At 64.2% G+C, this 20,273-nt stretch carries 15 protein-coding genes; 8 read left to right on the plus strand and 7 right to left on the minus strand.

What is annotated here, in order from left to right; translation table 11 throughout:
- Position 1: 1 nt before the first annotated feature.
- From P273_RS0105805 to P273_RS0105815, 3 genes are all read left to right on the plus strand, one after another.
- Positions 2 to 862 carry a carbohydrate ABC transporter permease gene (locus P273_RS0105805; protein ID WP_029676218.1) on the plus strand — a complete coding sequence of 287 codons (861 nt, stop codon included), beginning with the start codon at positions 2 to 4 and terminating at the stop codon, positions 860 to 862.
- 105 nt (positions 863 to 967) lie between these two features.
- Positions 968 to 3,088 carry an alpha-galactosidase gene (locus P273_RS0105810; RefSeq protein ID WP_024627529.1) on the plus strand — a complete coding sequence of 707 codons (2,121 nt, stop codon included), beginning with the start codon at positions 968 to 970 and terminating at the stop codon, positions 3,086 to 3,088.
- Positions 3,089 to 3,133: 45 nt separating this feature from the next.
- On the plus strand, positions 3,134 to 4,771 hold the full coding sequence (locus P273_RS0105815) for a glycoside hydrolase family 36 protein (RefSeq protein ID WP_024627530.1): 1,638 nt from the start codon (positions 3,134 to 3,136) through the stop codon (positions 4,769 to 4,771).
- Positions 4,772 to 5,293: 522 nt separating this feature from the next.
- Here P273_RS0105815 and P273_RS09555 read toward each other — a convergent pair.
- The 3 genes from P273_RS09555 to P273_RS0105830 all read right to left on the minus strand — a co-directional run bounded on the left by P273_RS09555 (position 5,294) and on the right by P273_RS0105830 (position 11,932).
- Positions 5,294 to 8,815 carry an InlB B-repeat-containing protein gene (locus P273_RS09555; protein ID WP_253269583.1) on the minus strand — a complete coding sequence of 1,174 codons (3,522 nt, stop codon included), beginning with the start codon at positions 8,813 to 8,815 and terminating at the stop codon, positions 5,294 to 5,296.
- On the minus strand, positions 8,763 to 8,909 hold the full coding sequence (locus P273_RS10165; protein ID WP_253269584.1) for a hypothetical protein: 147 nt from the start codon (positions 8,907 to 8,909) through the stop codon (positions 8,763 to 8,765). Before P273_RS10165 ends, P273_RS09555 begins: the two co-directional genes overlap by 53 nt.
- Positions 8,910 to 9,172: 263 nt before the next feature.
- Positions 9,173 to 11,932, minus strand: coding sequence for a phosphoenolpyruvate carboxylase (locus P273_RS0105830; RefSeq protein WP_024627532.1), 2,760 nt, complete (start codon positions 11,930 to 11,932; stop codon positions 9,173 to 9,175).
- 306 nt (positions 11,933 to 12,238) lie between these two features.
- Between P273_RS0105830 and P273_RS0105835 the strand changes: the two genes are divergently transcribed.
- Positions 12,239 to 14,005, plus strand: coding sequence for a threonine/serine exporter ThrE family protein (locus P273_RS0105835; protein ID WP_253269586.1), 1,767 nt, complete (start codon positions 12,239 to 12,241; stop codon positions 14,003 to 14,005).
- On the opposite strand, the gene trpS is transcribed toward P273_RS0105835, so the two are convergent.
- Complete coding sequence (gene trpS, locus P273_RS0105840; RefSeq protein WP_024627534.1) at positions 14,002 to 15,087, minus strand: tryptophan--tRNA ligase; 1,086 nt, start codon at positions 15,085 to 15,087, stop codon at positions 14,002 to 14,004. The two genes, P273_RS0105835 and trpS, sit on opposite strands and share 4 nt — an antisense overlap.
- Before the next feature lie 153 nt (positions 15,088 to 15,240).
- Between trpS and P273_RS0105845 the strand changes: the two genes are divergently transcribed.
- Complete coding sequence (locus tag P273_RS0105845) at positions 15,241 to 15,624, plus strand: DUF3073 domain-containing protein (protein ID WP_024627535.1); 384 nt, start codon at positions 15,241 to 15,243, stop codon at positions 15,622 to 15,624.
- 6 nt (positions 15,625 to 15,630) lie between these two features.
- Here P273_RS0105845 and P273_RS0105850 read toward each other — a convergent pair whose 3' ends face one another.
- Both P273_RS0105850 and P273_RS0105855 read right to left on the minus strand, forming a co-directional pair.
- Positions 15,631 to 16,050: a sterol carrier family protein gene (locus P273_RS0105850; RefSeq protein ID WP_024627536.1), complete on the minus strand. Its 420-nt coding sequence runs from the start codon at positions 16,048 to 16,050 to the stop codon at positions 15,631 to 15,633.
- Between the two features lie 134 nt (positions 16,051 to 16,184).
- On the minus strand, positions 16,185 to 16,415 hold the full coding sequence (locus tag P273_RS0105855) for a hypothetical protein (protein WP_015021110.1): 231 nt from the start codon (positions 16,413 to 16,415) through the stop codon (positions 16,185 to 16,187).
- A gap of 154 nt (positions 16,416 to 16,569) precedes the next feature.
- Here P273_RS0105855 and P273_RS0105860 point away from each other — a divergent pair, with 154 nt between their 5' ends.
- Positions 16,570 to 17,331 carry a rhomboid family intramembrane serine protease gene (locus P273_RS0105860; protein ID WP_024627537.1) on the plus strand — a complete coding sequence of 254 codons (762 nt, stop codon included), beginning with the start codon at positions 16,570 to 16,572 and terminating at the stop codon, positions 17,329 to 17,331.
- Positions 17,332 to 17,732: 401 nt separating this feature from the next.
- On the opposite strand, the gene crgA is transcribed toward P273_RS0105860, so the two are convergent.
- The gene (crgA, locus tag P273_RS0105865; RefSeq protein WP_024627538.1) at positions 17,733 to 18,152 is read right to left on the minus strand and encodes a cell division protein CrgA; all 420 of its coding nucleotides are present in this window, start codon (positions 18,150 to 18,152) and stop codon (positions 17,733 to 17,735) included.
- 90 nt (positions 18,153 to 18,242) lie between these two features.
- Between crgA and P273_RS0105870 the strand changes: the two genes are divergently transcribed.
- Positions 18,243 to 18,995 carry a DUF881 domain-containing protein gene (locus tag P273_RS0105870; RefSeq protein ID WP_024627539.1) on the plus strand — a complete coding sequence of 251 codons (753 nt, stop codon included), beginning with the start codon at positions 18,243 to 18,245 and terminating at the stop codon, positions 18,993 to 18,995.
- The gene (locus tag P273_RS0105875; protein ID WP_024627540.1) at positions 18,996 to 20,126 is read left to right on the plus strand and encodes a class E sortase; all 1,131 of its coding nucleotides are present in this window, start codon (positions 18,996 to 18,998) and stop codon (positions 20,124 to 20,126) included.
- The last annotated feature ends 147 nt before the right edge of the window (positions 20,127 to 20,273 follow it).

Below are 20,273 nucleotides of genomic sequence, written 5' to 3' on the forward strand. Positions count from 1 at the left end.
CATGGCTAGCAAGAACAAGAATGCGATGACCCCTGCCGAGCGGTCATACCAGCGTGGGCGCTGGGCCATCTACCTCTTCCTGGTCATCGTCTGCCTCTGCCAGCTCCTGCCCTTCTACCTGGCGATCACCACCTCGCTCAAACCCTCGGATGATCTGAGCTCGGCTCTGAGCATGCGCACCCATGACATGGCATGGTCCAACTGGTCCGAGGCTGTCAACGAGGGCGGCATCCTCAAATCCGTGCTCAACAGCGTGGTGGTGACCGTGGGGACGACGGCCCTGGTCTGCGTCCTGGGAGCGGCTGCGGCCTACCCCCTGGCTCGGCGCCTGACCCGGTTCAACAAGCTGGTCTCGGCCTTCATCCTCTCCATGATGATGATTCCGCCCCTGAGCATTCTGGTCCCCCTCTATTCCTTCCTGGTGAAGATCGGCGGGGTGAACAACTACTGGGGCATCATCGCGGTGCTGACGGCCACCAACCTGCCTCTGTCGGTCTTCCTCTACACGGCCTTCATCAAGGCCATACCTCCGGCGATTGACGAGGCCGGCGAGCTGGACGGAGCCAACAAGCTCCAGGTCTTCATGCGCCTGGTCCTGCCCATGCTCAAGCCGGTGACGGCGACCGTGATCATCATGACCGGCTCGACAGTATGGAACGACTACGCCCTGTCCAGCTACATCCTGACCGACCCCTCGGCCCAGACCATCGCCCCTCGCGTGGCCTCCTTCTTCTCGGCCAACACCAACAATCTGGGCGTCGCTGCAGCGGCATCCCTGATTGCGGCAGCCCCCATGGTGGTCGCCTACATGTTCCTGCAAAAGTACTTCATTGCAGGGATGGTGGCCGGAGCAGTCAAGTAGTCTATCAATCAGGAGCCGCCCGACTGCAGTGGGCTGGGCGGCTCACTGGTTCATCAAGCATTGTTGTTTTTGCACATTTGTGCCGTAGTTACTAAAGGATTTTTCATGCTCTTTCCACAGCCGGTCCATTCTGATCAGCCATTCACCTATATGGCCCTGGGGCCCATTACGCCGGGTGCCGATATTCCTGACATCAGGGGGCTCTATGCGGGTCCCGACCTGAATGGCTTGGAACAGACCCCCGCCTGGACCTCGACCCATTCGCCCCTGCTGCTGGAGCATGCACAGAACACCTACCTGCATCCGGGCCTGACCGGGCATCGGATCGCCCAGTGCTCCGAGGGCATCCGGGCCGGCCGTTCTTGGTCGCCTCGATTCCTGGTCGAGGGCCAGCCTGAGCAGACCGCCGACTCGCTGATCATCAAGGCCCGTGACGAGGATGCCCAGCTTGGGTTGGAGACCAGGGTGGAGGCCATGGCCGGCGGTTCCCTGCGGATTCGCCACACCCTGCGCAACCTGGGCGCCGATCCCTTCCTGCTGGAGGGTCTGGAGGTCCGCCTGCCCCTGGACGACCAGCAGACCCAGATTCTGGACTTCGCCGGCCGGCACGAGCGTGAGCGTAGCCCTCAGCGCCACGACCTGGCCGACGGGGCCTGGGTGCGCGAGTTCCGCTGGGGCCGCACCGGCTTCGAGGGGCCTGTGGTCATGGTGGGCACCCCCGGGTTCAACTTCCATCACGGCAGGGTGCTCTGCGTGCAGCCGGCCTGGAGCGGAAATACCGTGCTCCGGGTGGACCGGAACAGCGCCACCCCGGCCGGTGTCAGCGCTGGCGAGCTCCTGTTGCCCGGCGAGGTGGTCCTGGACCAGGGCCAGGAGTACAGCACGCCCTGGATCGTGGTCACGGCCTCCGACCATGGCATGGATCCGATCATGAACAGCCTGCACGCCTGGGAGCGCACCCTGCCCGAGCATCCGCGCGAGCAGCCGGTCATCCTGAACGTCTGGGAGGCCATCACCTTCAACCACGACTTCGACACCCTGCGCGACCTGGCCAACCGGGCCGCACGCATCGGGGTGGAGCGCCTTGTTCTGGATGACGGCTGGTTCCATCTGCGCCGGGACGACACGGCTGGTCTGGGCGACTGGTGGGTGGACCCTGCGGTATGGCCCCAGGGTCTAGAGCCATTAGTTGATTATGTCCACAAATTGGGGATGCAGTTCGGCCTCTGGTTCGAGCCGGAGATGATCAACCCTGATTCGGATGCCTTCCGCGACCACCCTGAGTGGGTCATGAGGGCATCCTCCAGAAACCCGGAGCTGCAGCGCAATCAGCTGGTCCTGGACCTGACCAACCCCCAGGCCTTCAACCACGTGCTGGAGGCCATGACCAAGGTTCTGGAATCCTGCCACATCGACTACGTCAAGTGGGACCACAACCGTGACCTGCTTGAGGCCGGTTCCCAGGCCCACGGCGGAGCGCCGGCCATCCACGAGCAGACCCTGGCCTACTATCGCCTGCTGGACACTCTCCGCGCTCGCTTCCCCAAGGTGGAGTGGGAGTCCTGCGCCTCGGGCGGCGGCCGCATCGACCTGGGGGTGATCGAGAAGATCCGCCGCTTCTGGAACTCCGACATGACCGATGCCCTGAGCAGGCAGTTGATTCAGCGCTGGACCGAGCAGACCGTGGCCCCCGAGTACATCGGCGCCCACATCTCCCAGCCCTCCTCCCAGCAGACCGGCAGAACCTACAGCCTGGATTTCCGGGCGGCCACGGCCGTCTTCGGGTCCATGGGCATCGAGTGGGACATCCGCCAGGCCAGCGAGGAGGATCTGGAGCGGCTCAAGGAATGGATCACCTGGTACAAGGCCAACCGGGGCTTCCTCCACTCCGGCCGTGTGGTCCGCCTGGACCTGGCCGACCCCTCGGTCCTGGCCCATGGCGTGGTGGCCCCCGACCGCAGCCGTGCCATCCTGGCCCACGTCCAGTTGGACGAATCCCTGCATAATCGTGGTGTTTATCTACGTATTCCCGGCCTGGACCCCAAGGCCCGGTATCGGCTGGCCTGGACCGGCCCCGCCAAGCCCAGGGCCTCGCTGGAGCACCTGGATCCGACGGGTCCGCTGGGCACCGCCGAGGTCACCGGCACCTATCTGGAGCGTGTGGGCATCCGCATACCCCGCTGCCAGCCCGAGACCATCCGCCTGATCGACCTGGTCCGGGTCTGACCCGCCGCCATCTGCCACACCACAGGGATGAAGGAGCACTGCATCATGAACCCAACCAGCCTCAGCCTGGGAGAGCCGGACTGGATCACGCTGACCACCGATGCCGACAGGGAGACCGCGCCCGCAGGCAGGCCCTTCAGCACAGCCCCCGATGCGAGGGTCAGCCTCAAGGGCGAATCCGCTCTGACGGTCAGCCTGACCGCCGGCTCCACCTCCATCCGGTCCCTGGCCCTGCGCTGGACCAGGTCCATGCCCGCCGACGACCTCTACCTGGGCGACGCCTGGGAGCGTGGCTACGGCCGCATGGGTTTCCAGACCATGCGCGCCAACCGGTTCATGCCCTGGTACTTCCTGGCGGCAGGTCAGGAGCAGGCTGAGGGGTACGGGGTGGCCACCGGTGCCAACGCCTTCTGCTTCTGGCAGGTCGACACGGCCGGTATCACCCTCTTCATGGACCTGCGCAACGGCGGCAGTGGGCTGGTACTGGACGGGCGGCAGCTTGAAGCCGCTACCATCATCTGCCTGCAATATCCGCTCCAGGAGCGGGCTGGCGGTCCGGTCTTTGCTGTGGCCAGCGACTTCTGCTCCCGGATCAGCCGCAAGGGCCTTATGCTTCCTGAGCCGGTCTACGGGAGCAACAACTGGTACTACGCCTACGGGGACTCCAGCCGTTCCCGGATTCTTGCCGATGCCGAGTATCTGGCCGACCTGACCCAGGGCAACGCCCACCGCCCCACCATGGTCGTGGACGACGGCTGGCAGGACCACCACCGGCTTGAGGACTACAACGGCGGCCCCTGGCGGCGTGGCAACCAGAAGTTCGGCGACATGGGCGCCCTGGCAGACCAGATCAAGGCCGTGGGCATCAAGCCTGGCATCTGGTACCGTCCGCTCCTCAACGAGGACGAGGCCATTACCGACCAGTTCAGGCTCCCGCACAACGGATGCCTGGACCCCTCGAACCCGCAGGCCCTGGACTACATCCGCCAGGACATCGCCCAGCTGGGGGAGTGGGGCTACCAGCTGGTCAAGCATGATTTCAGCACCTTCGACCTGCTGGGCAGGTGGGGCTTCCAGATGAACCCCTGGCCCAGCCCGGACGGCTGGCACTTCTACGACCGGAGCCTGACCAGCGCCCAGGTGGTCAAGCAGCTCTACCGGGCCATCTTCGAGCAGGCTACCAAGGCCGGGATGCTGGTTCAGGGGTGCAACGTGGTCGGCCACCTGGGCGTCGGCTTCATGCAGATCAACCGGACCGGCGATGACACCAGCGGCCTGCAGTGGGAGCGGACCAGGCAGATCGGGGTCAACACCCTGGCCTTCCGTCTGCCCCAGAACGGGAGCTTCTACGCCACCGACGCCGACTGCGTGGGCATATCCGAATCAATCGACTGGGAGCTCAACCGTCAGTGGATGGATCTCTTGGCGCGGACCGGCACCCCGCTCTTCTTCTCGGCCCGCCCCGGCAGCCTGACCGCCGGCCAGGAGGACCAGCTCAGGCAGGCGCTGGCCCTGGCCTCGACCGGTGGCGCCCATGCCATTCCGTCGGACTGGCTGGTCAACGACTGCCCTGAGATCTGGACTGACGACAGCGGCACCCGCCGATACTCCTGGTATCAGTCGGCTGGCCTGGAGTTTTCGGACAAGCCCGAGCGCTACGACGGGTACCTTTCCGCCGTTTAGAAGTAGATGGCGACCGTGCTCGGTTGGGATGGGCACAGCCGCCAGTTCGCCGGATTGCAGTGATGGGAACCCGGCCTTACTCGTGCGAAGTACAGTGGGGAATATTCGATAATGCCATTTACAGAGCCTCCCAAGAACTCTGCCGACTGTCTCCCCAACAGACGGTGCATGTCATCCGTTTCTGCGTCTTTGTACAGTTGATACAACCCTATCATCGCGCAATGACTATGACAGCCTGAACCAGTGTCGGCGGAACTCATGATTGATGGGATGAGTAAACAGCGGCCAGGCAGGTTGGGGCTGTTAGGCCTCCTGGCCGGTCTGGCCGTGTTTCCTCCTCTCCCAGGCAGAGGCGGGGGCGTGCATGCCTGCCCCCCTGGCTCCCGCCTGCAGAAGTGTGGTGGGGGCGCGGGAGGGAAGTGTCGGGCTCTCTTGGGGTTTGAGCCTTCAGTGACACTTTTCCTCCCTGCTCCCCCTGTATGGGCCGGGGGGCGGGGGGATTGATACGCCGCCCGGCCGCTCTTACTCGTGCGAAGCGTGAACCAATTGGCGTGTTTCCTGCCGGTGGCGGCGTGAGGCGAGGACCCCGCCCATGCCGGTCATCCCTGTGGCCAGGGCGAGCAGGATGCCTTCCCCTCCGGCCTTGGGGAGCACGCCTGCGGGCATGTACGTGTATCGGAGAGAAGTGTCGGGCGTTTGGGATGCGCCGCCCAGCGTGTAGTCCACGCTGACGGTGACCGTGCCCGGCTGGTGCGCGGGCGTGGTCACGCTGACGCTGCCGCCGTCGCCGCGCGTCAGGCCTGATACAGCGGTCTGGTCGAACCTGACGCCGGTGATCACCAGAGCCAGGCTGAACGACACCGGCACAGGAGCCGACTTGGTGTCTGTGCTGTTGTCGCCGAGCTGGCCATAGCCGTTCCATCCCCAGGCGTAGGCGTTGCCATCGCTGCCCACGGCCAGCGAATGATCGCCTCTGGCGCTGGCCTGTTCGGCTTGCAGTCCTTTGCTCCTGTCGGTGGGGCTGGCGGGGTCGCGCACGCGCACAGGAACAGACGAAGAGCTGTAGCTGTTGTTGCCGAGCCGGCCATTGCTGTTTGATCCCCATGCCCAGGCGTTGCCGTCGCTGCCCAGGGCCAGGGAATGAGAGTCTCCGGCGCTGACCTGCAGGTAGGTGAAGTCCGCTGGCAGGTCCGGGTAGGTCTTGCGGTCGGGCGTCTTCACCCTGACCGGCGCATGCCGCTCGGTGCTTGTCCCGTCGCCGAGCCGGCCAGAGTTGTTGTATCCCCAGGCGTAGGCGTTGCCGTCGCTGCCCAGGGCCAGCGAATGCCAGTATCCTGCGCTGACTTGCAGGTAGGTGAAGTCCGCTGGCAGGTCCGGGTAGGTCTTGCGGTCGGGCGTCTTCACCCTGACCGGCGCATGCCGTTGAGTGGTCGTCCCGTCGCCGAGCCGGCCATTGGAGTTGTCTCCCCATGCGTAGGCGTTGCCGTCGCTGCCCACGGCCAGGGAATGCCATCCTCCGCCGCTGACCTGCAGGTAGGTGAAGTCCGCTGGCAGGTCCGGGTACGTGCTGCGGTCGGGTGTCTTCACCCTGACCGGCGCATACCGTGTGGTGGTTGTCCCGTCGCCGAGCCGGCCAGAGTTGTTGTATCCCCAGGCGTAAACGTTGCCGTCGCTGCCCAGGGCCAGCGAATGCCAGTATCCTGCGCTGACCTGCAGGTAGGTGAAGTCCGCTGGCAGGTCCGGGTACGCCTTCCGGTCGGGTGTCTTCACCCTGACCGGCGCATGCTGCTCGGTGGTTGTCCCGTCGCCGAGCTGGCCGTAGTTGTTGTATCCCCAGGCGTAGGCGTTGCCGTCGCTGCCCAGGGCCAGGGAATGACCCAATCCTGCGCTGACCTGCTGGTAGGTGAAGTCCGCTGGCAGGTCCGGGTACGTCTTGCGGTCGGGCGTCCTCACCATGACCGGCGCATGCTTGTCGTCTCTCGTCCCGTCGCCGAGCTGGCCATTGCCGTTGTATCCCCAGGCGTAGGCGTTCCCGTCGCTGCCCACCGCCAAGGAAAAACCATAGGAAGCACTACCGTCGTATGTTGATGTTGATGTTGATGCGCTGACCTGATTGAATCTGATGCCTCGGCTGGCGTTGTCGGGCGGGGTGATGGTGGCGGGTTCCCTGCCCAGCTGGCTGCCCTTATTAGGGCTGATGCTCCACCTGCTGTTCCGGCCTGCCGGCGTCCAGTGGGCGGCCAGGGTCAGGTCCTTGTCGACGGGCCTGCTGAAATCGTAGGCGACCTGACCGGTGAACCAGCCGTCGAACAGGAAGCCTTCCCGAGTCGGATCAGGGGAGGGGCGTTTCGCCCTCCCGTACGGGGAGGAGACATGCTGGTCTGCTGGTTTTGGGTTTCCGCCGCCCGTGTCGAAGCGGACGGTAAATGTGGATCCTGGTTCGGCAGCCCGTGCCGGCGGCTGGTCGACCGTGTACGCAAGGCTCCTGGCGAAAGGCTGCCCGTCCTGCCTGCCGTTGATGAGGATGGCGGCTTGTCCGGGCTTATGGGCGGGCATGCCCGCCTGCCAGGCATCGTTGCTCCTGCTGAGCGGCAATGCCTGGCCGTCCAGGCTGGCTGATGCCAGGATGGGCGCAGCAGTGGTGTCGAGCCTGTTGGGTTTGCCGGGCTGGCCCTGCCCGTCCAGGCTCCACGCGAACATGCCGCCCTGCCTGCTGATGGCGGCGATCCTGTTGCCGGCAGCGGCGGCCTGCACGTACTGCTGGCTCCCGTCGTCCGCGCGCTTGGGGGTTTCGCCGGCCTGCCAGGCCCAGACGTGGCCGTCCGCATCAGTGATGACGGCCTGGTCCTTGTTGGCGGTGATCCTGTTGGCCTGCACGCCGTCCGGCAGGCTGACTGGGGTCATGCTTCTCGTGCTGTCAGCCAGGTACCAGGCCTGCCCGTCCGCGTCCAGGAGGAGGAACCCCTGGTTGAGGGCCTGGGCCTGGACGGTGCGCATGTCTGGTTCCTGCTTGACGCGTGCGGGCTTGGCTTTCCCGAGGTTGCTCATCTCCCAGGTCCAGGCTTGCCCGTCAGCGTCCACGATGAGCGCCTGGCTGGCGGAGGCCGCAGCGAGGACGGCCTGCGCTTGCCCGGGCAGGCTGATGGCGGCCTGCTCCAAGAATTTCGGGTTCAGGCCTTGGCTGTCGGCCTGGCTGGCCTGACAGGCGTGGACCTGTCCCTGCCGGTCCACGGCCAGGAGCCGGTCATCGTTCATGCTGATGCTGGTGAACCCGGCATCCTTGCCGGTGTCGAGGATGGCGGGCGTGGGCTGTCCGCTGGCCCAGGTGTATATCCGCTGGTCGGATCCGAGCGCGGCCTGCCATCGGCTGCCTGCTGCAACCTGCAGGTAGCGGAACCCGTCGGATGCTTGGGCGGGGGAGGGCGCCTGCTTGGGCGTGCTCTCCTGCGTCCAGGTGTAGATCCGCCCGTCGCCGGCCAGGCCGAGGAACTGGTCTCCAGCGGCTTGGATGCTGGCGAACTGAGGCTCCTGCCTGTCGGGCGGGCTGATGGTCAGCTTGGTGCCGGTGGCGGGCCCATGGTCAGGGCTCAGCGTCCAGTCCGTGGTTTTCGACCATTGGGCTTTCAGGGTCGTGTCCTGGAGGATGGGCGTCTGCAAGTCGAAAGGCTGGTTGTTGTATGTCCACCCGTCGAACCGGAAGCCCTCGCGCACTGGGTTCTGTTGCGGGGGAGCGGCGAGCGTGCCGGTTTTCACGGTTGACTGAGTAGGTGTGCTGCCGTCGGCAGGGTCGAAGCGCACTGTATGCGAAGCCTGACCATCCGACTTTTCGGATGGCTTGGCAGGAGCGGCGTCTGCGCTGCCGGGTGTTCCTGTCGTCGATGACGGGGTTCCTGGGCTTGCTGTCGGGCTTAATGGTGTGGTGGCTTGTATCGGCGATGGCGAGGGCAGCGGGGTGCTGGTTGCGCTGCCGTGGGGAATGCCGGGGGTTTGCTCAGCTACGCGAGGGGTCTGACGACCCCCCCCCCCGGTCGTGGACAGGAGCATCCGCCTGGGCGGATGCGACGCCCAAGCCGGCCAGCATTCCCAGCAGGATGACAGCCATCGCCAGGATGCGGCGCAGACGGGAAACCAGATGCATGAAACCAAAACCCCTTCACCAAACACCAAACGGTATCAACGCCGCTTGCCTATTCAACGTTCTGCCTGCCAGCGCCAGCCCTGCATCAAATCGCAGGAGCCAATGGCGAAGCCAGCCGTCTTCTCGACATCCCCCGCCTTTCACCCTACCACCCAGTCAGAAAACAACACACGACCACAGCAAAGGCAATTGAATACGGCGAGGCCCCGCCTCCTGCTATCTGCAAGAGAACGGGGCCTCATCCTTAAACCGTCAAGCAGAGATCAGCCGGTGTTCTGCAGGCCGGCGGCGACTCCCGAAACGGTGCAGAGGATCAGGTAGATGAAGTCGGCCTGTTGGCTCTTGCTGAGCTCCTCCTTGTCGTTGCGACGACGCAGGGCCCGCAGGGCGCGCACCTGAGTCACAGACAGGGCGTCCACGTAGGGAGAGCGGATCCGGATGGCCTGGCCCAGCACGTGGCGGTGCTGCAGGGGCCACTCGTCGCCCACGATCTGCAGAACCCACTTGCGGGTCAGCTCCATCTCCGAGAGGACCTTCTGGCTCAGGTCGTCCCGGTCGCCCAGGGAGAGGTACATCTTGGCGATGCGCTCGTCGGTCTTGGCCAGGCTCATCTCGATGTTGTCGATGAAGGTGCTGAAGAGCGGCCATTCCTCGTAGGCCTGACGCAGGGTTTCCAGGTCGCCGAACTTCTCGCAGGCGGTGCCCAGGCCGTACCAGGCGGCCAGGTTGATGCGGGCCTGCGCCCAGGAGAAGACCCAGGGTATGGTCCGCAGATCGTCCAGGGACTTGGCGCCCAGGCCGCGCTTGGCCGGCCGGGAGCCGATGGGCAGCAGGCCGATCTCGTTCAGGGGCGTCACGATGGAGAACCAGGGGGCGAAGTCCGGCGTGTGCAGCAGGTCCAGGAAGCGCTCGTGGGCGGCCTGGTCCAGCTTGTCGGCCATATCCGCGTACTTCTCGGTCATGGTGGTGTTGCGATCCTCCACGCTGGGCGCGGACTGGAGCAGTGTGGCCGCAGCCACGGACTCGATGTGGCGGATGGCCAGGACCGGGTTGCCGTAGCGGGCGAAGATGACCTCGCCCTGTTCGGTCAGCTTGAACCGGCAGTTGACCGAGCCCACAGGCTGGGCCAGCACGGCACGGTTGGCAGGGCCGCCGCCACGGCCTACGGCGCCGCCGCGTCCATGGAAGAGGGTCAGGTCGATGTCATGGCTCTCGGCCCACTTGGCGATGCGCTCCTGGGCGGAGTGCAGGGCCAGGGTCGCCGAGACGGGTCCGGCGTCCTTGGAGGAGTCGGAGTAGCCCAGCATGACCTCCATCTTGTTGCCGGTCTCCTTGAGCCGGGCCTGGACCTCGGGGATCTTGATGATCTCCTCCAGCACGTCCACCGAGTTCTGCAGGTCCTCCAGCTGTTCGAACAGGGGGATCACGTCGATGACTGGCACGTCCTCGGCGTGCTCGAAGGCCAGACGGTTCAGCTCGTAGACGTCCTTGACGTTCTGCGCCGACTTGGTGAAGGAGATGATGTAGCGGCGGGCGGCCTTCTGGCCGTTGCGCTTCTGGATGGCTCCCAGGGCCCGGAAGGTGTCGAGCACCTCGTGGGTCATGGGCTGCAGCTCGCCGCGCTCGCCGTGCAGGCCGTGCTCGCGGATGTCCTCCAGGGCGCGGGCGTGGACCAGGGAGTGCTGGCGGAACTCCATCTCGACCATGTGGAAGCCGAAGGTCTGGGCCTGCCAGATCAGATCCTGCAGGGGGCCGTAGGCCTGACGGGCCGCGCCCGCCTTGGCCAGGGAGTCCTGGACCACGCGCAGGTCGGCGATGAAGTCGTCGCAGTCGGCATACATGAGGTCGGCGTCACGCTGGATGGTGGCCTGCAGGCGGTCGGCGATGACCAGGACCACGGCCCGGTGCAGCTCGTTGTGCGAGATGGTGGTGGCCCGGTCGGTCAGGCGCTCGCTCATCTCCTTCTGGTGGCTCCACAGGCTCCTCAGCTCAGGGCTGGGGGGCGTGGTGGTCACTTCCATGGTCATGTTGCGGCCCACGGTGGTGGTGGCCTTGACCAGGGCCTTGAGCATGTGGTCGGAGAACTTGCGCGCCACCTTGCGCGAGACCTTGGCGGTCACATTGGGGTTGCCGTCGCGGTCGGAGCCGATCCAGCTGCCCGGGTGGAAGAAGGCGGGGCAGACGGGCTTGACCATGCCGGCCTTCTTGCCCAGCATCCAGTCGTCGAAGCGGCGGTAGACCTTGGGAATGGTCTCGAAGAGCGTGGCGTCGAAGATGTCCAGAATGGTGTTGGCTTCCTCGACGGGCGTCGGCTTCTTGGCTGCGATGGGCGATGTGCGGAAGAGGGCGTCAATCTCGTTGTGCAGCAGACGCTCGTTCTCCTCCAGCTCGGAGCCGCCCAGGCCGCGGCGGACGGCCAGCAGGTTGGCGATGCGCCGGATCTTGCCCTCCACGGCCTTGCGCCGCGCCTCAGTGGGGTGGGCGGTGAAGACGGGGTGGAACTCCAGCTTCTCCAGCAGCTCCGAGGCCTTGGCCGGGCCCATCTCCTGAAGCAGCTGGCTGTAGGCGCTGGTCATCTCGTTGATGGGGTCGGTGCCCTTGACCTTCAGATCGACCTTGCCCTCGCGCTCATGCAGGACCTTCACCCGGTAGTTCTCCTCGCAGAGGTTGGCCAGGTGGAAGTAGGTGGTCAGGGCGCGGGCCAGCAGCTGGGAATCCTTGACGGATGTGTCGTCGATCAGGGCCACGGCCTTGGACAGGCCGTCCTCGTCAGGCACGGGGTCCGAGGGGTGGCGGTTGAAGTGCTCGGCGCTGGCCGTCATCACGTCCTCGCGCAGGGAGTCGAACCGCTTGAGCAGCTGTTGATCGAATTCCCCCAACACATCCCTGAGCAGCCGCAGGCACAAGGCCATGTCCTCATCCAACGATTGAGGCAGCTTGCGTTCCTCCGGCCCCTTGGTCCCGGTGCCGGATGTGACCAGGGTCGCATCGGCAGCCGTGATTTGCTGATTACTGTCTGTCATCAGTCCTCCTTGTCGAATCGCAGGTTGCCCGGTCTTCGACCATTCCACGGCTCCTCCGCGGTTATTGGTGGTCGGCGTTGCAGGCCCACAGCCTTCGGTTCGATGGCTCGCGGCCCATTCTAGGACGCTTTCGGGTCGGATACGTTTCATGGTCCCGTGCGGCGGTGCAAGGGCACGTGACCCGGGTGGAGTATGAATGTGGGTGTGAAATTCAAGAGCAGGAGTTCCAAGGACGGCTATCGCGGCAGGACCGCAGCCGAGGTCAGACGGGTAAGCAAGTACCACACCCACTCCATTCCGCTGGACATGGAGGACATTGAACGCGATTACGACAAACCCATCGTCGAGGCCTGCATAGCGGCCAAGACCAGCCTGATTGTGCGGGTGGGCATGCTGGAGCTGGGAGCCGGCACGGGAAGCTTCCGCGTGCGCGAGATGATGCACAGGATTGCCTACCCCATGGGCGTGCATGTGCGGGCCGACGTGAACCTGACCGACATCGAGGCCACCTGCACGGATGGCGTGTCTCGGATCACCGAGGTGGTGGACCTGCCCACCACCGGGGTCAACACCGAGCGGATCTGGCTGCTGGAACACTTCGCGGACTGGCTCAGCGTCAAGTGCGGGCAGGCGGGGACCTACCACACCATGACGGTGGTCTCCCGGGAGCTGGTGGACAACCTGGACGAGCCGAACGTCTACGCGGCGGCCCGCAAGGCTGTCAAGGAGGTGCTGGCCCAGGACCAGGATGCGGCCAAGGCGCTCAAGGACGCGGTGGCCACCGCCGTGCACAACGAGGACGAGATCAGCCAGAACCGGATCGATGCGGCAGCCATAGACACCAGAACGGCCGCCGGACTGGGCACCGTAGGCTCCACGCCTCGGCCGGAGGATTCCAAGGATTCCAAGGCTGCTTCTGTCTCTGCTTCCGCTTCTGCCGACGGCGTGGCCAAGGATTCGGATTCGAGCGCCGCCGGTTCTGCAGCCACCGGACCGTCTGCAACCAGCCAAGGCCGCGGCTCTGAGGCTGGGCGGCCTGCCTCCTCTGACAAGTCCGCGTCCCCGGAGCCGCAGGCAACGGGCGGCATCACGGTCCGGCAGGCGCACGAACGCCTGGACCTGATCGAGCGACGCAAACCCCTCTATTCGCCCCTCTTCTCGGGCTTCGCCTCGGCCGTGGCCTGCGCAGCCTTCGTCTTCCTGCTGGGCGGCGGCCCCTACGACATGGCCGGAGCCTTCGTCGGCGCTGGCATAGGCCAGTGGGTGCGCCGTCAGATGCTGGGCAGGCGGATCAACCAGTTCTTCGCCACCGGGGTGGCGGTCATCATCGCCGCCCTGGCCTGCGTCGGTACGCTGAGGCTGGTGGGCATCTTCGACCCGGTGGCCCTCAAGCACGACACGGCTTACATCGGCGCCATCCTCTTCGTCATTCCCGGCTTCCCCCTGGTCACCGGCGGCCTGGACATCGCCAAGCTGGACTTCCCGTCTGGGGTGCAGCGCATCACCTATGCCTTCTCGATCATCCTGGTGGCCACGCTGGGTGGCTGGGCCGTGGCGCGGATGGTCATGCTCAACCCCCAGGGCTTTGAACCCATGAACCTGAGTCCCTTGCTGATGGCCGGCCTGCGCTTGATTGCGGCCTTCTGCGGGGTCTGGGGCTTCTCAGTCCTCTTCAACTCACCCCAGCGCATGGCCCTGGTGGCCGCCGTCATCGGCGCTCTGACCGACACCATGCGTCTGGAGATGCAGGACCTGCTTCATGTCCCTCCGGAGATGGCCGCCTTTCTGGGCGCTTTCCTGGCCGGCATGCTGGCCACGGTCTGGCGCTCCTCGGTCCGTCACGGCCTGCTGCCGCCCCACCTGGGCTACCCACGAATCAGCCTGACCGTGCCCTCCATCGTCATCATGGTGCCCGGCCTGTATATGTACCGGGCCATGTTCTACCTGGGGCAGTTCAATACGCTCAACGCCCTGGACTGGGCCTTCCGGGCCTTCATGGTCATCATCTGCCTGCCCATCGGCCTGGTCACGGCCCGGGTGCTGACCGACCGCTCCTGGCGGTACGACGTCTAGTAGCGCATGCCCATGGCCGAGCGGACCTGATCAAGGGTCTCCTCGGCTATCTGGTTGGCGCGCTTGTTGCCCTCGACCAGGATGTCGCGCACGGCGTCCATGTCCTTGGCCAGCTCGGCCCGACGCTCGCGGTGGGGCGCCAGGAATTCGTTGACCGACTTGGTCACGTAGGCCTTGAGGGCGCCCGATCCGGCATCGCCGATCTCCTCAGCGATGTCCTCGGGCTTCCGGTCGGTCACCAGGCCGGCCGTGGTCAGCAGGGCGGAGACCTGGGGGCGGTTGACGGGGTCGAAGGTGATCCTGCGCTCGGAGTCGGTGGGCGACTTGCGGATCAGCTTGGCCGTCTCCTCGGCGGTGGCTCCCAGCATGATGGAGTTGCCGTAGGACTTGCTCATCTTGCGTCCGTCCAGACCCGGAATCTCAGGGGTGTCGGACAGGATGGCATCAGGCTCGGGGAAGACCGGGGCCTGGCCGGGGTAACGCTCGTCGAAGCGGCGGGCGATGGTCCGGGTCAGCTCCACGTGCGGCAGGTTGTCCTTGCCGATGGGCACGACGTTGGCCTTGCAGAAGAGTATGTCGCAGGCCTGGTGGACCGGGTAGGTCAGCAGCAGGCCGGTCAGGGCGTGGCCGCTGGCCTCCATCTCGGCTTTGACGGTGGGGTTGCGGTGAAGCTCGGCCTCGGTCACCAGGGAGAGGAAGGGCAGCAGCAGCTGGTTCTCCGCCGGGGTGGACGAATGGGTGAAGATCATGGTCTTCCTGGGGTCGATGCCCGCAGCCAGATAGTCCAGGACCAGGTTGAGCACGTTGTCGCGGATGTGCTCGGTGGTGTCCCGGTCGGTGATGACCTGGTAGTCGGCGATGACGATGTTGGTGTGCACGCCGCGATTCTGCATCTGGACGCGCTCGCGGATGGACCCGAAGTAATGGCCCAGGTGGAGCCTGCCGGTCGGGCGGTCGCCGGTCAGCATGGTGTAGCGGCTCGGATTCTTGTCCAGCTCGGCCAGCACCTGGTCGGACCGATGCTTGGCGGCTCTGAAGCTGTCGCTGATCTCGTTGCCTGCCGCTGTGACTTCTCCCTGCATGGTCCCACCCTTGCCGTCGTGCCGAATGTCGTTCTGGGAATTGCTTTTATGGTAAAAGTCCGAGCCGACAAGATGCTCAGGTGGTACTCTCATAAATGATGCAAATTCACATTCAAGTTGCCTAAGTGCACGTTACCTGGCGAAGGGGGTCGGATGGGCCGCGGACGTCAGAAGGCTAAGCAGACGAAAATAGCCCGGAAGCTCAAATATCTGACAACGGACACGGATTACGACGAGCTGGCCAAAGAGCTCAGCAGCAAGGAACCCGGAACCAGGGGCAAGGATCCCTTCAAAATGGTTGAAGAGGAGTACTCCAAGCCGGATTCGCGCAAATCGGGGGGCCAGGACCCCGAGGATTCCACGGACGATGATCTGGACGATTACGCCCGGTGGGCCGCTGAGGCTGCTGCCAAGGCCACCTCTGGGGAGATGCCAGCCACGCCCAAGCCCCACAAGCGCATACCCATTCCCGTGCCTAGCGCGCTCAAACACCACAAGGACAAGAAGACCGCAGCCAAGGGGTCCGCGAGCAAGTAGCCGGCCTCATACCAGCGGCAGCAGCTCGTGCAGATCGTCTCGCTCGCCCACGGCGCTGATATGCCCGGCTGCGGCTTCTTCGCTCCAGCTGGTGACGCCGGCGGCCAGCCGCAGCCAGACATCCGGGTCCAGTTCGATGACGTCGGGCGGGGTCAGGTTATGCGGGTCGGATGCCGGCCCGTCCAGAATCTTGACGGCCCCCCAAGGCGCCACTCTGACCTCTACGCCGGGGCCGGGGGCCTTGATCTCCAGCATGTGCAGGGAATAGCGGACAGCCATGGCCTTGCTGCGCCTGTCGGTTTGCGGGGCCACTGTCAGCCGGTCGCCCTCAGGGCCCAGATTGTTCGCGGCCTCCTTGGCTGCATCGCGCCAGCCCAGAAAATCCCGGCGGCCTTCTTCCATGTCTGCTTCCCGTATGGCACTCATGGCTCCATTGTGACGCGCCGCCCCAACAGGCGTGTCCCAGCAGGCTGCAGCCGGGCCGAATTCAGGCATGAAAAAAGGAACCCGTTGCCCTCACGTCTTTGACGCTGGGTCGGATTCCTTCCCGACCGGAACGGTCAGGCCTGTGCGCCCGCTTGCAGAGGGGTCTCGGGGTCCTCGGATCCCTTGTCCTCCTCATCCTTGGCCAGGCCCAGGTCGACTGGCGATGAGCTGTTCTCCCAGGGCTCCTCCCAGGGATCGTAATCCGGGTTCTGCTGCTTGTATACGAACAGAGCGACAACGCCGGCCAGCAGCGTGCCGAAGAGCAGTGCAAAGAACTTCCAGCCGTTTGAAGATGAATTCTCCATGTTTGGCTCCTTTCGACGACTTTCGTCGGTCCTGCCCACTTCGACCGACCTAGTCATCATCCTAGTAGAAAGCGGCGAACTGTGGGGCGCATCGGTGCCATTGCGGCACGGAAACCGCACACCCCGGGCCGGATGGTCAGGTAAGGTAAGGTTCATGGTTAATGGCATGGGCACCGGTTTCGCAGGCGGAGGGAACGGTCGGGGGCCGCTGGGCTGGATCCGGCGGCACTGGGGTGACCATGCTCCGGTGGTGACCATAGCCATCACCCTGATATGCATAGTGGCCTGGGTCATCCAGATGGCCCTGTACCTGCTGGCTCCGCTTCGCTACCAGCGGCTTTTGCTGGGCTACTGGGCCTTCGTGCCGATTACGGCCATTCATGAGCCCTGGATGTTCGTGACCAACATATTTCTGCACGCCACCAATGTCTCGCACATCCTCTTCAACATGATCACTCTCTGGGTTGTGGGGCCGGTGCTGGAAAATCTGATAGGGCATGGGCGTTTTCTGGCCCTCTATCTGATCAGCGGGCTGGGCGGAGACCTGGGGCTGATGGTCTATGCGGTCCTGGCGCCCAATGGATGGGGCACGTCGGCCATCGGAGCCTCGGGCGCGCTCTTCGGGCTCTTCGCCGCCATCCTGGTGGTCTACCGCCGTCTGGGGATCGACATCGTTTCCATGGTGGTCTGGATGGCCATCAACTTCTGCATGCCCCTGTTTGTGCCCGGCATCGCCTGGCAGGACCATGTGGGCGGATTCATAGTCGGCGGCCTCTTCATGCTGGCCCTGCTGCACATGGACCGGCCTGGCTCGCGGGTGCATGGCCTGCTCTCCTGGCTGCTGCCCACGCTGATCTTCCTGGCGGCCCTGGTCCTGTTGGCTCTGGGCTGCAACATGGCCAACCCCATGCGCTGAAAATCAGCATCTGGCTGCCGACTATCTCGTCTCCGCTTTGTGTCTCGTTATCGGTAAATGACATGGATGTCATCTATCCACATTTGTTGACAATCGTGTGGATAACCTGGGAATAAGTATCCAGAACTGGTGCATATATACCGGCAAAAAGTGGATAAGTGAAGGCAGAACCCAATCAGCAGTAGGGTTGTGGACGAGTGCATGAGACCGTCCACGATGAATTCGGGCGATTGTGGATAACTGTGGCTTGAGTCTGACAACAGTGGATGAAATAGGTGGAGCTGGAGGCTTGAATCCACACACGCATAACGTTCAGGTGTGGACGGTTATAGGCAGTATACAAAGAACCCCACAGCCGTGTCTGGACGGTTGCGGGGTTCCTGAAGAACACTGTGGCTGGATCAGTGCCACCACATGGTCATGAGGAAGCCGACCAGCAGAATGCCGAAGCCCACGGCCAGGTTCCAGTTGCCGATGCCGGGGATGGGGAAGACATTGCCCCGGGTGGAGGCGATGTAGTAGACCACGATCCAGATCAGGCCCACCACCATCAGCGTGACGAAGAGAGGCACGAACCAACGTGGATTGGCCTTGGTGCTCTTGATAGTGTCCTCCACGCGGCGGGTGTTCTCCTCCTGACGCTGCACGATGCGGCGCATCTGCGGGGTCATGTGCTTTTTGTCAACGTTCTGGTTGAGCACAGCCTCCACCTTGTCCATGGACAGGCCGTACTCCTCGTCCTCGGCGTCCTCGCCAGTGTCAGCGGTCTTGGCCTCGTCCACCGCCTGGTCCTCGTCATCATGGAGTTGATGCTCTGCCATGAGGTTATTCTCCTTCAGTAGATCTACTAAGCCATAGTAGCGGTTAGACTCGAACGTAATACTATCGCAGACGAGGATGAGGGTATGCCTATGACCAGACGGACGGGACGGCACGGTGCGCACAGGTCCCTGGTCGGCACAGTGTCCGTGGCTGTGGTGCTGGCCCTGGTCGGGTACATGCTGACCACCAACATCCGTGTCAACAGGACGGTCACGGTCACCTCGGACACGGCCGGGCTGGTGGAGGAGCGCCAGAACAAGGCTGCTGAGCTGCGCAAGGACATCAATGACATGAGCTCCCAGATCAACGCGCTGAAGACCCTTACCGACGACAAGGGCAGCTCGGACCAGTCCCGCGAGGACCCTGGCTCGGGCACGGTGCTCAAGGCCGTCCAGGGGCCGGGGCTGACGGTGACCCTCAACGATTCCCCGCTCTGGCAGCAGAAGGTGGGGTCCGACGGGTCGACGGCCAACATCAATGATTACGTCATCCACCAGCAGGATGTGGAGAGCGTGGTCAATGCGCTCTGGGCCGGGGGAGCTGAGTCCATGCGGATCCAGGATCAGCGGGTGCTGCCCACCACGGCCGTGCGATGCGTGGGCAATGTGCTGCTGCTGCACGGCCGAAAGTACTCGCCGCCATATAAGATTTCAGCCATAGGACCAGTCGACCGGATGACCAAGTCCCTGAATGCTTCGCCATCCATCCGCATTTACAAGGAGTACGTGAATACGGTAGGTCTGGGATGGAATGTCGAATCTTCGGACAATCTGAAATTCCCTGAGACGACGGCTGTCCTGCAGCCACTCCAGTACGCATCGCTAGATGAGAAGGCACGGTAAATGACGACAGAGGACGCGGAGAACGACAAGACGTCGGCCGATAAGCCGGCGGCCGATAAGCCGGCGGATAAGCGACGAGCCTGGCTGGTGGGCATTGCAGAAATCGTAGGGGAATTGCTGATTACCCTGGCCGTCATCTGCGCCCTCTACGTGGTCTGGCAGCTCTGGTGGACCGGCGTGCAGTCCGAGCATCAGCAGTTGCAGGCCCGGGCCTCGACCTCCTGGAGCAACCCGGGATCGGGCGACACCCGCAAGGTGGCCAAGCCTCAGAAGGGGGCGCCGCCGGTGCAGCCCAAGCAGGCCTCCGAGGGTGAACTGATGGCTCAGGCCTATATTCCTCGTTTCGGACAGCATTGGGAGCGCAATGTGGTTCAGGGCACGTCGCCCCGGGAGCTGGCCTACGCGGGACTGGGGCACTACCCCAATACGCAGATGCCGGGCGAGATGGGCAACGTGGCCATTGCCGGACACCGCGCTGGCTATGGTGAGCCGCTGGGCCATGTGGACGAGTTGCGGGTGGGCGACGCCATCGTCCTGCGCACCAAGGATTACTGGTACGTCTACCACTACACCCGCTACAAGATCGTCTCGCCCGAAGAGGTGAGCGTCATCGCCCCCAACCCTGATTCGCCCAGCGACGCTCCTGATCGGCGCATGATCACACTGACCACCTGCGAGCCCAAGTACACCACGGCCACCCATCGGTGGATCAGCTGGGGCGAATTCGGCTACTGGGCCAAGGTATCCGACGGCGTGCCCAAGGAACTGTTGGGCGACCGCGGCAGCAATGTGGCCTTTGCCGACGACAAGGGCTCGATCATGGCCAGGCTGGGCTCTCTGCAGCCGGTCTTCCTGGTTTTGGCAGCAGCCTATCTGATCATCTACCTGGCGGCACTGGCTGCCTGGCGTTACCCCCTGCTGCGGCAGATTCGCAAGGGCGAAAAGCCTCGGCCCATGATCAGCCTCTACGGCTGGCTGCTGCGGCACCAGTCCGGCATAGCCCCGATTCGATGGCTTCTGCTGATTCTGCTTCTGCTGGCGCTGGTCTGTGCCCTGATGGAATGGGGCTTCCCATGGCTGGCCAGCAACGTGCCCATGCTCAGACAGATGTCCAACTACTCCACCTTCTGACCTGGGCGTCATAGGAAGAGCGGCGGGGCCGCAGGATCCAAGGTGATCCTGCGGCCCCGCCGCTTATTGATGTCATATCTTGCCGACTGCCGGAAGTGATTGCCCTAGTTTATCTAAGACACCACGGTGGCCATGGTCTGAAAGGCG

This window comes from Bifidobacterium sp. A11 (genome assembly GCF_000499185.1).
Classification (GTDB): Bacteria; Actinomycetota; Actinomycetes; order Actinomycetales; family Bifidobacteriaceae; genus Bombiscardovia; species Bombiscardovia mizhiensis.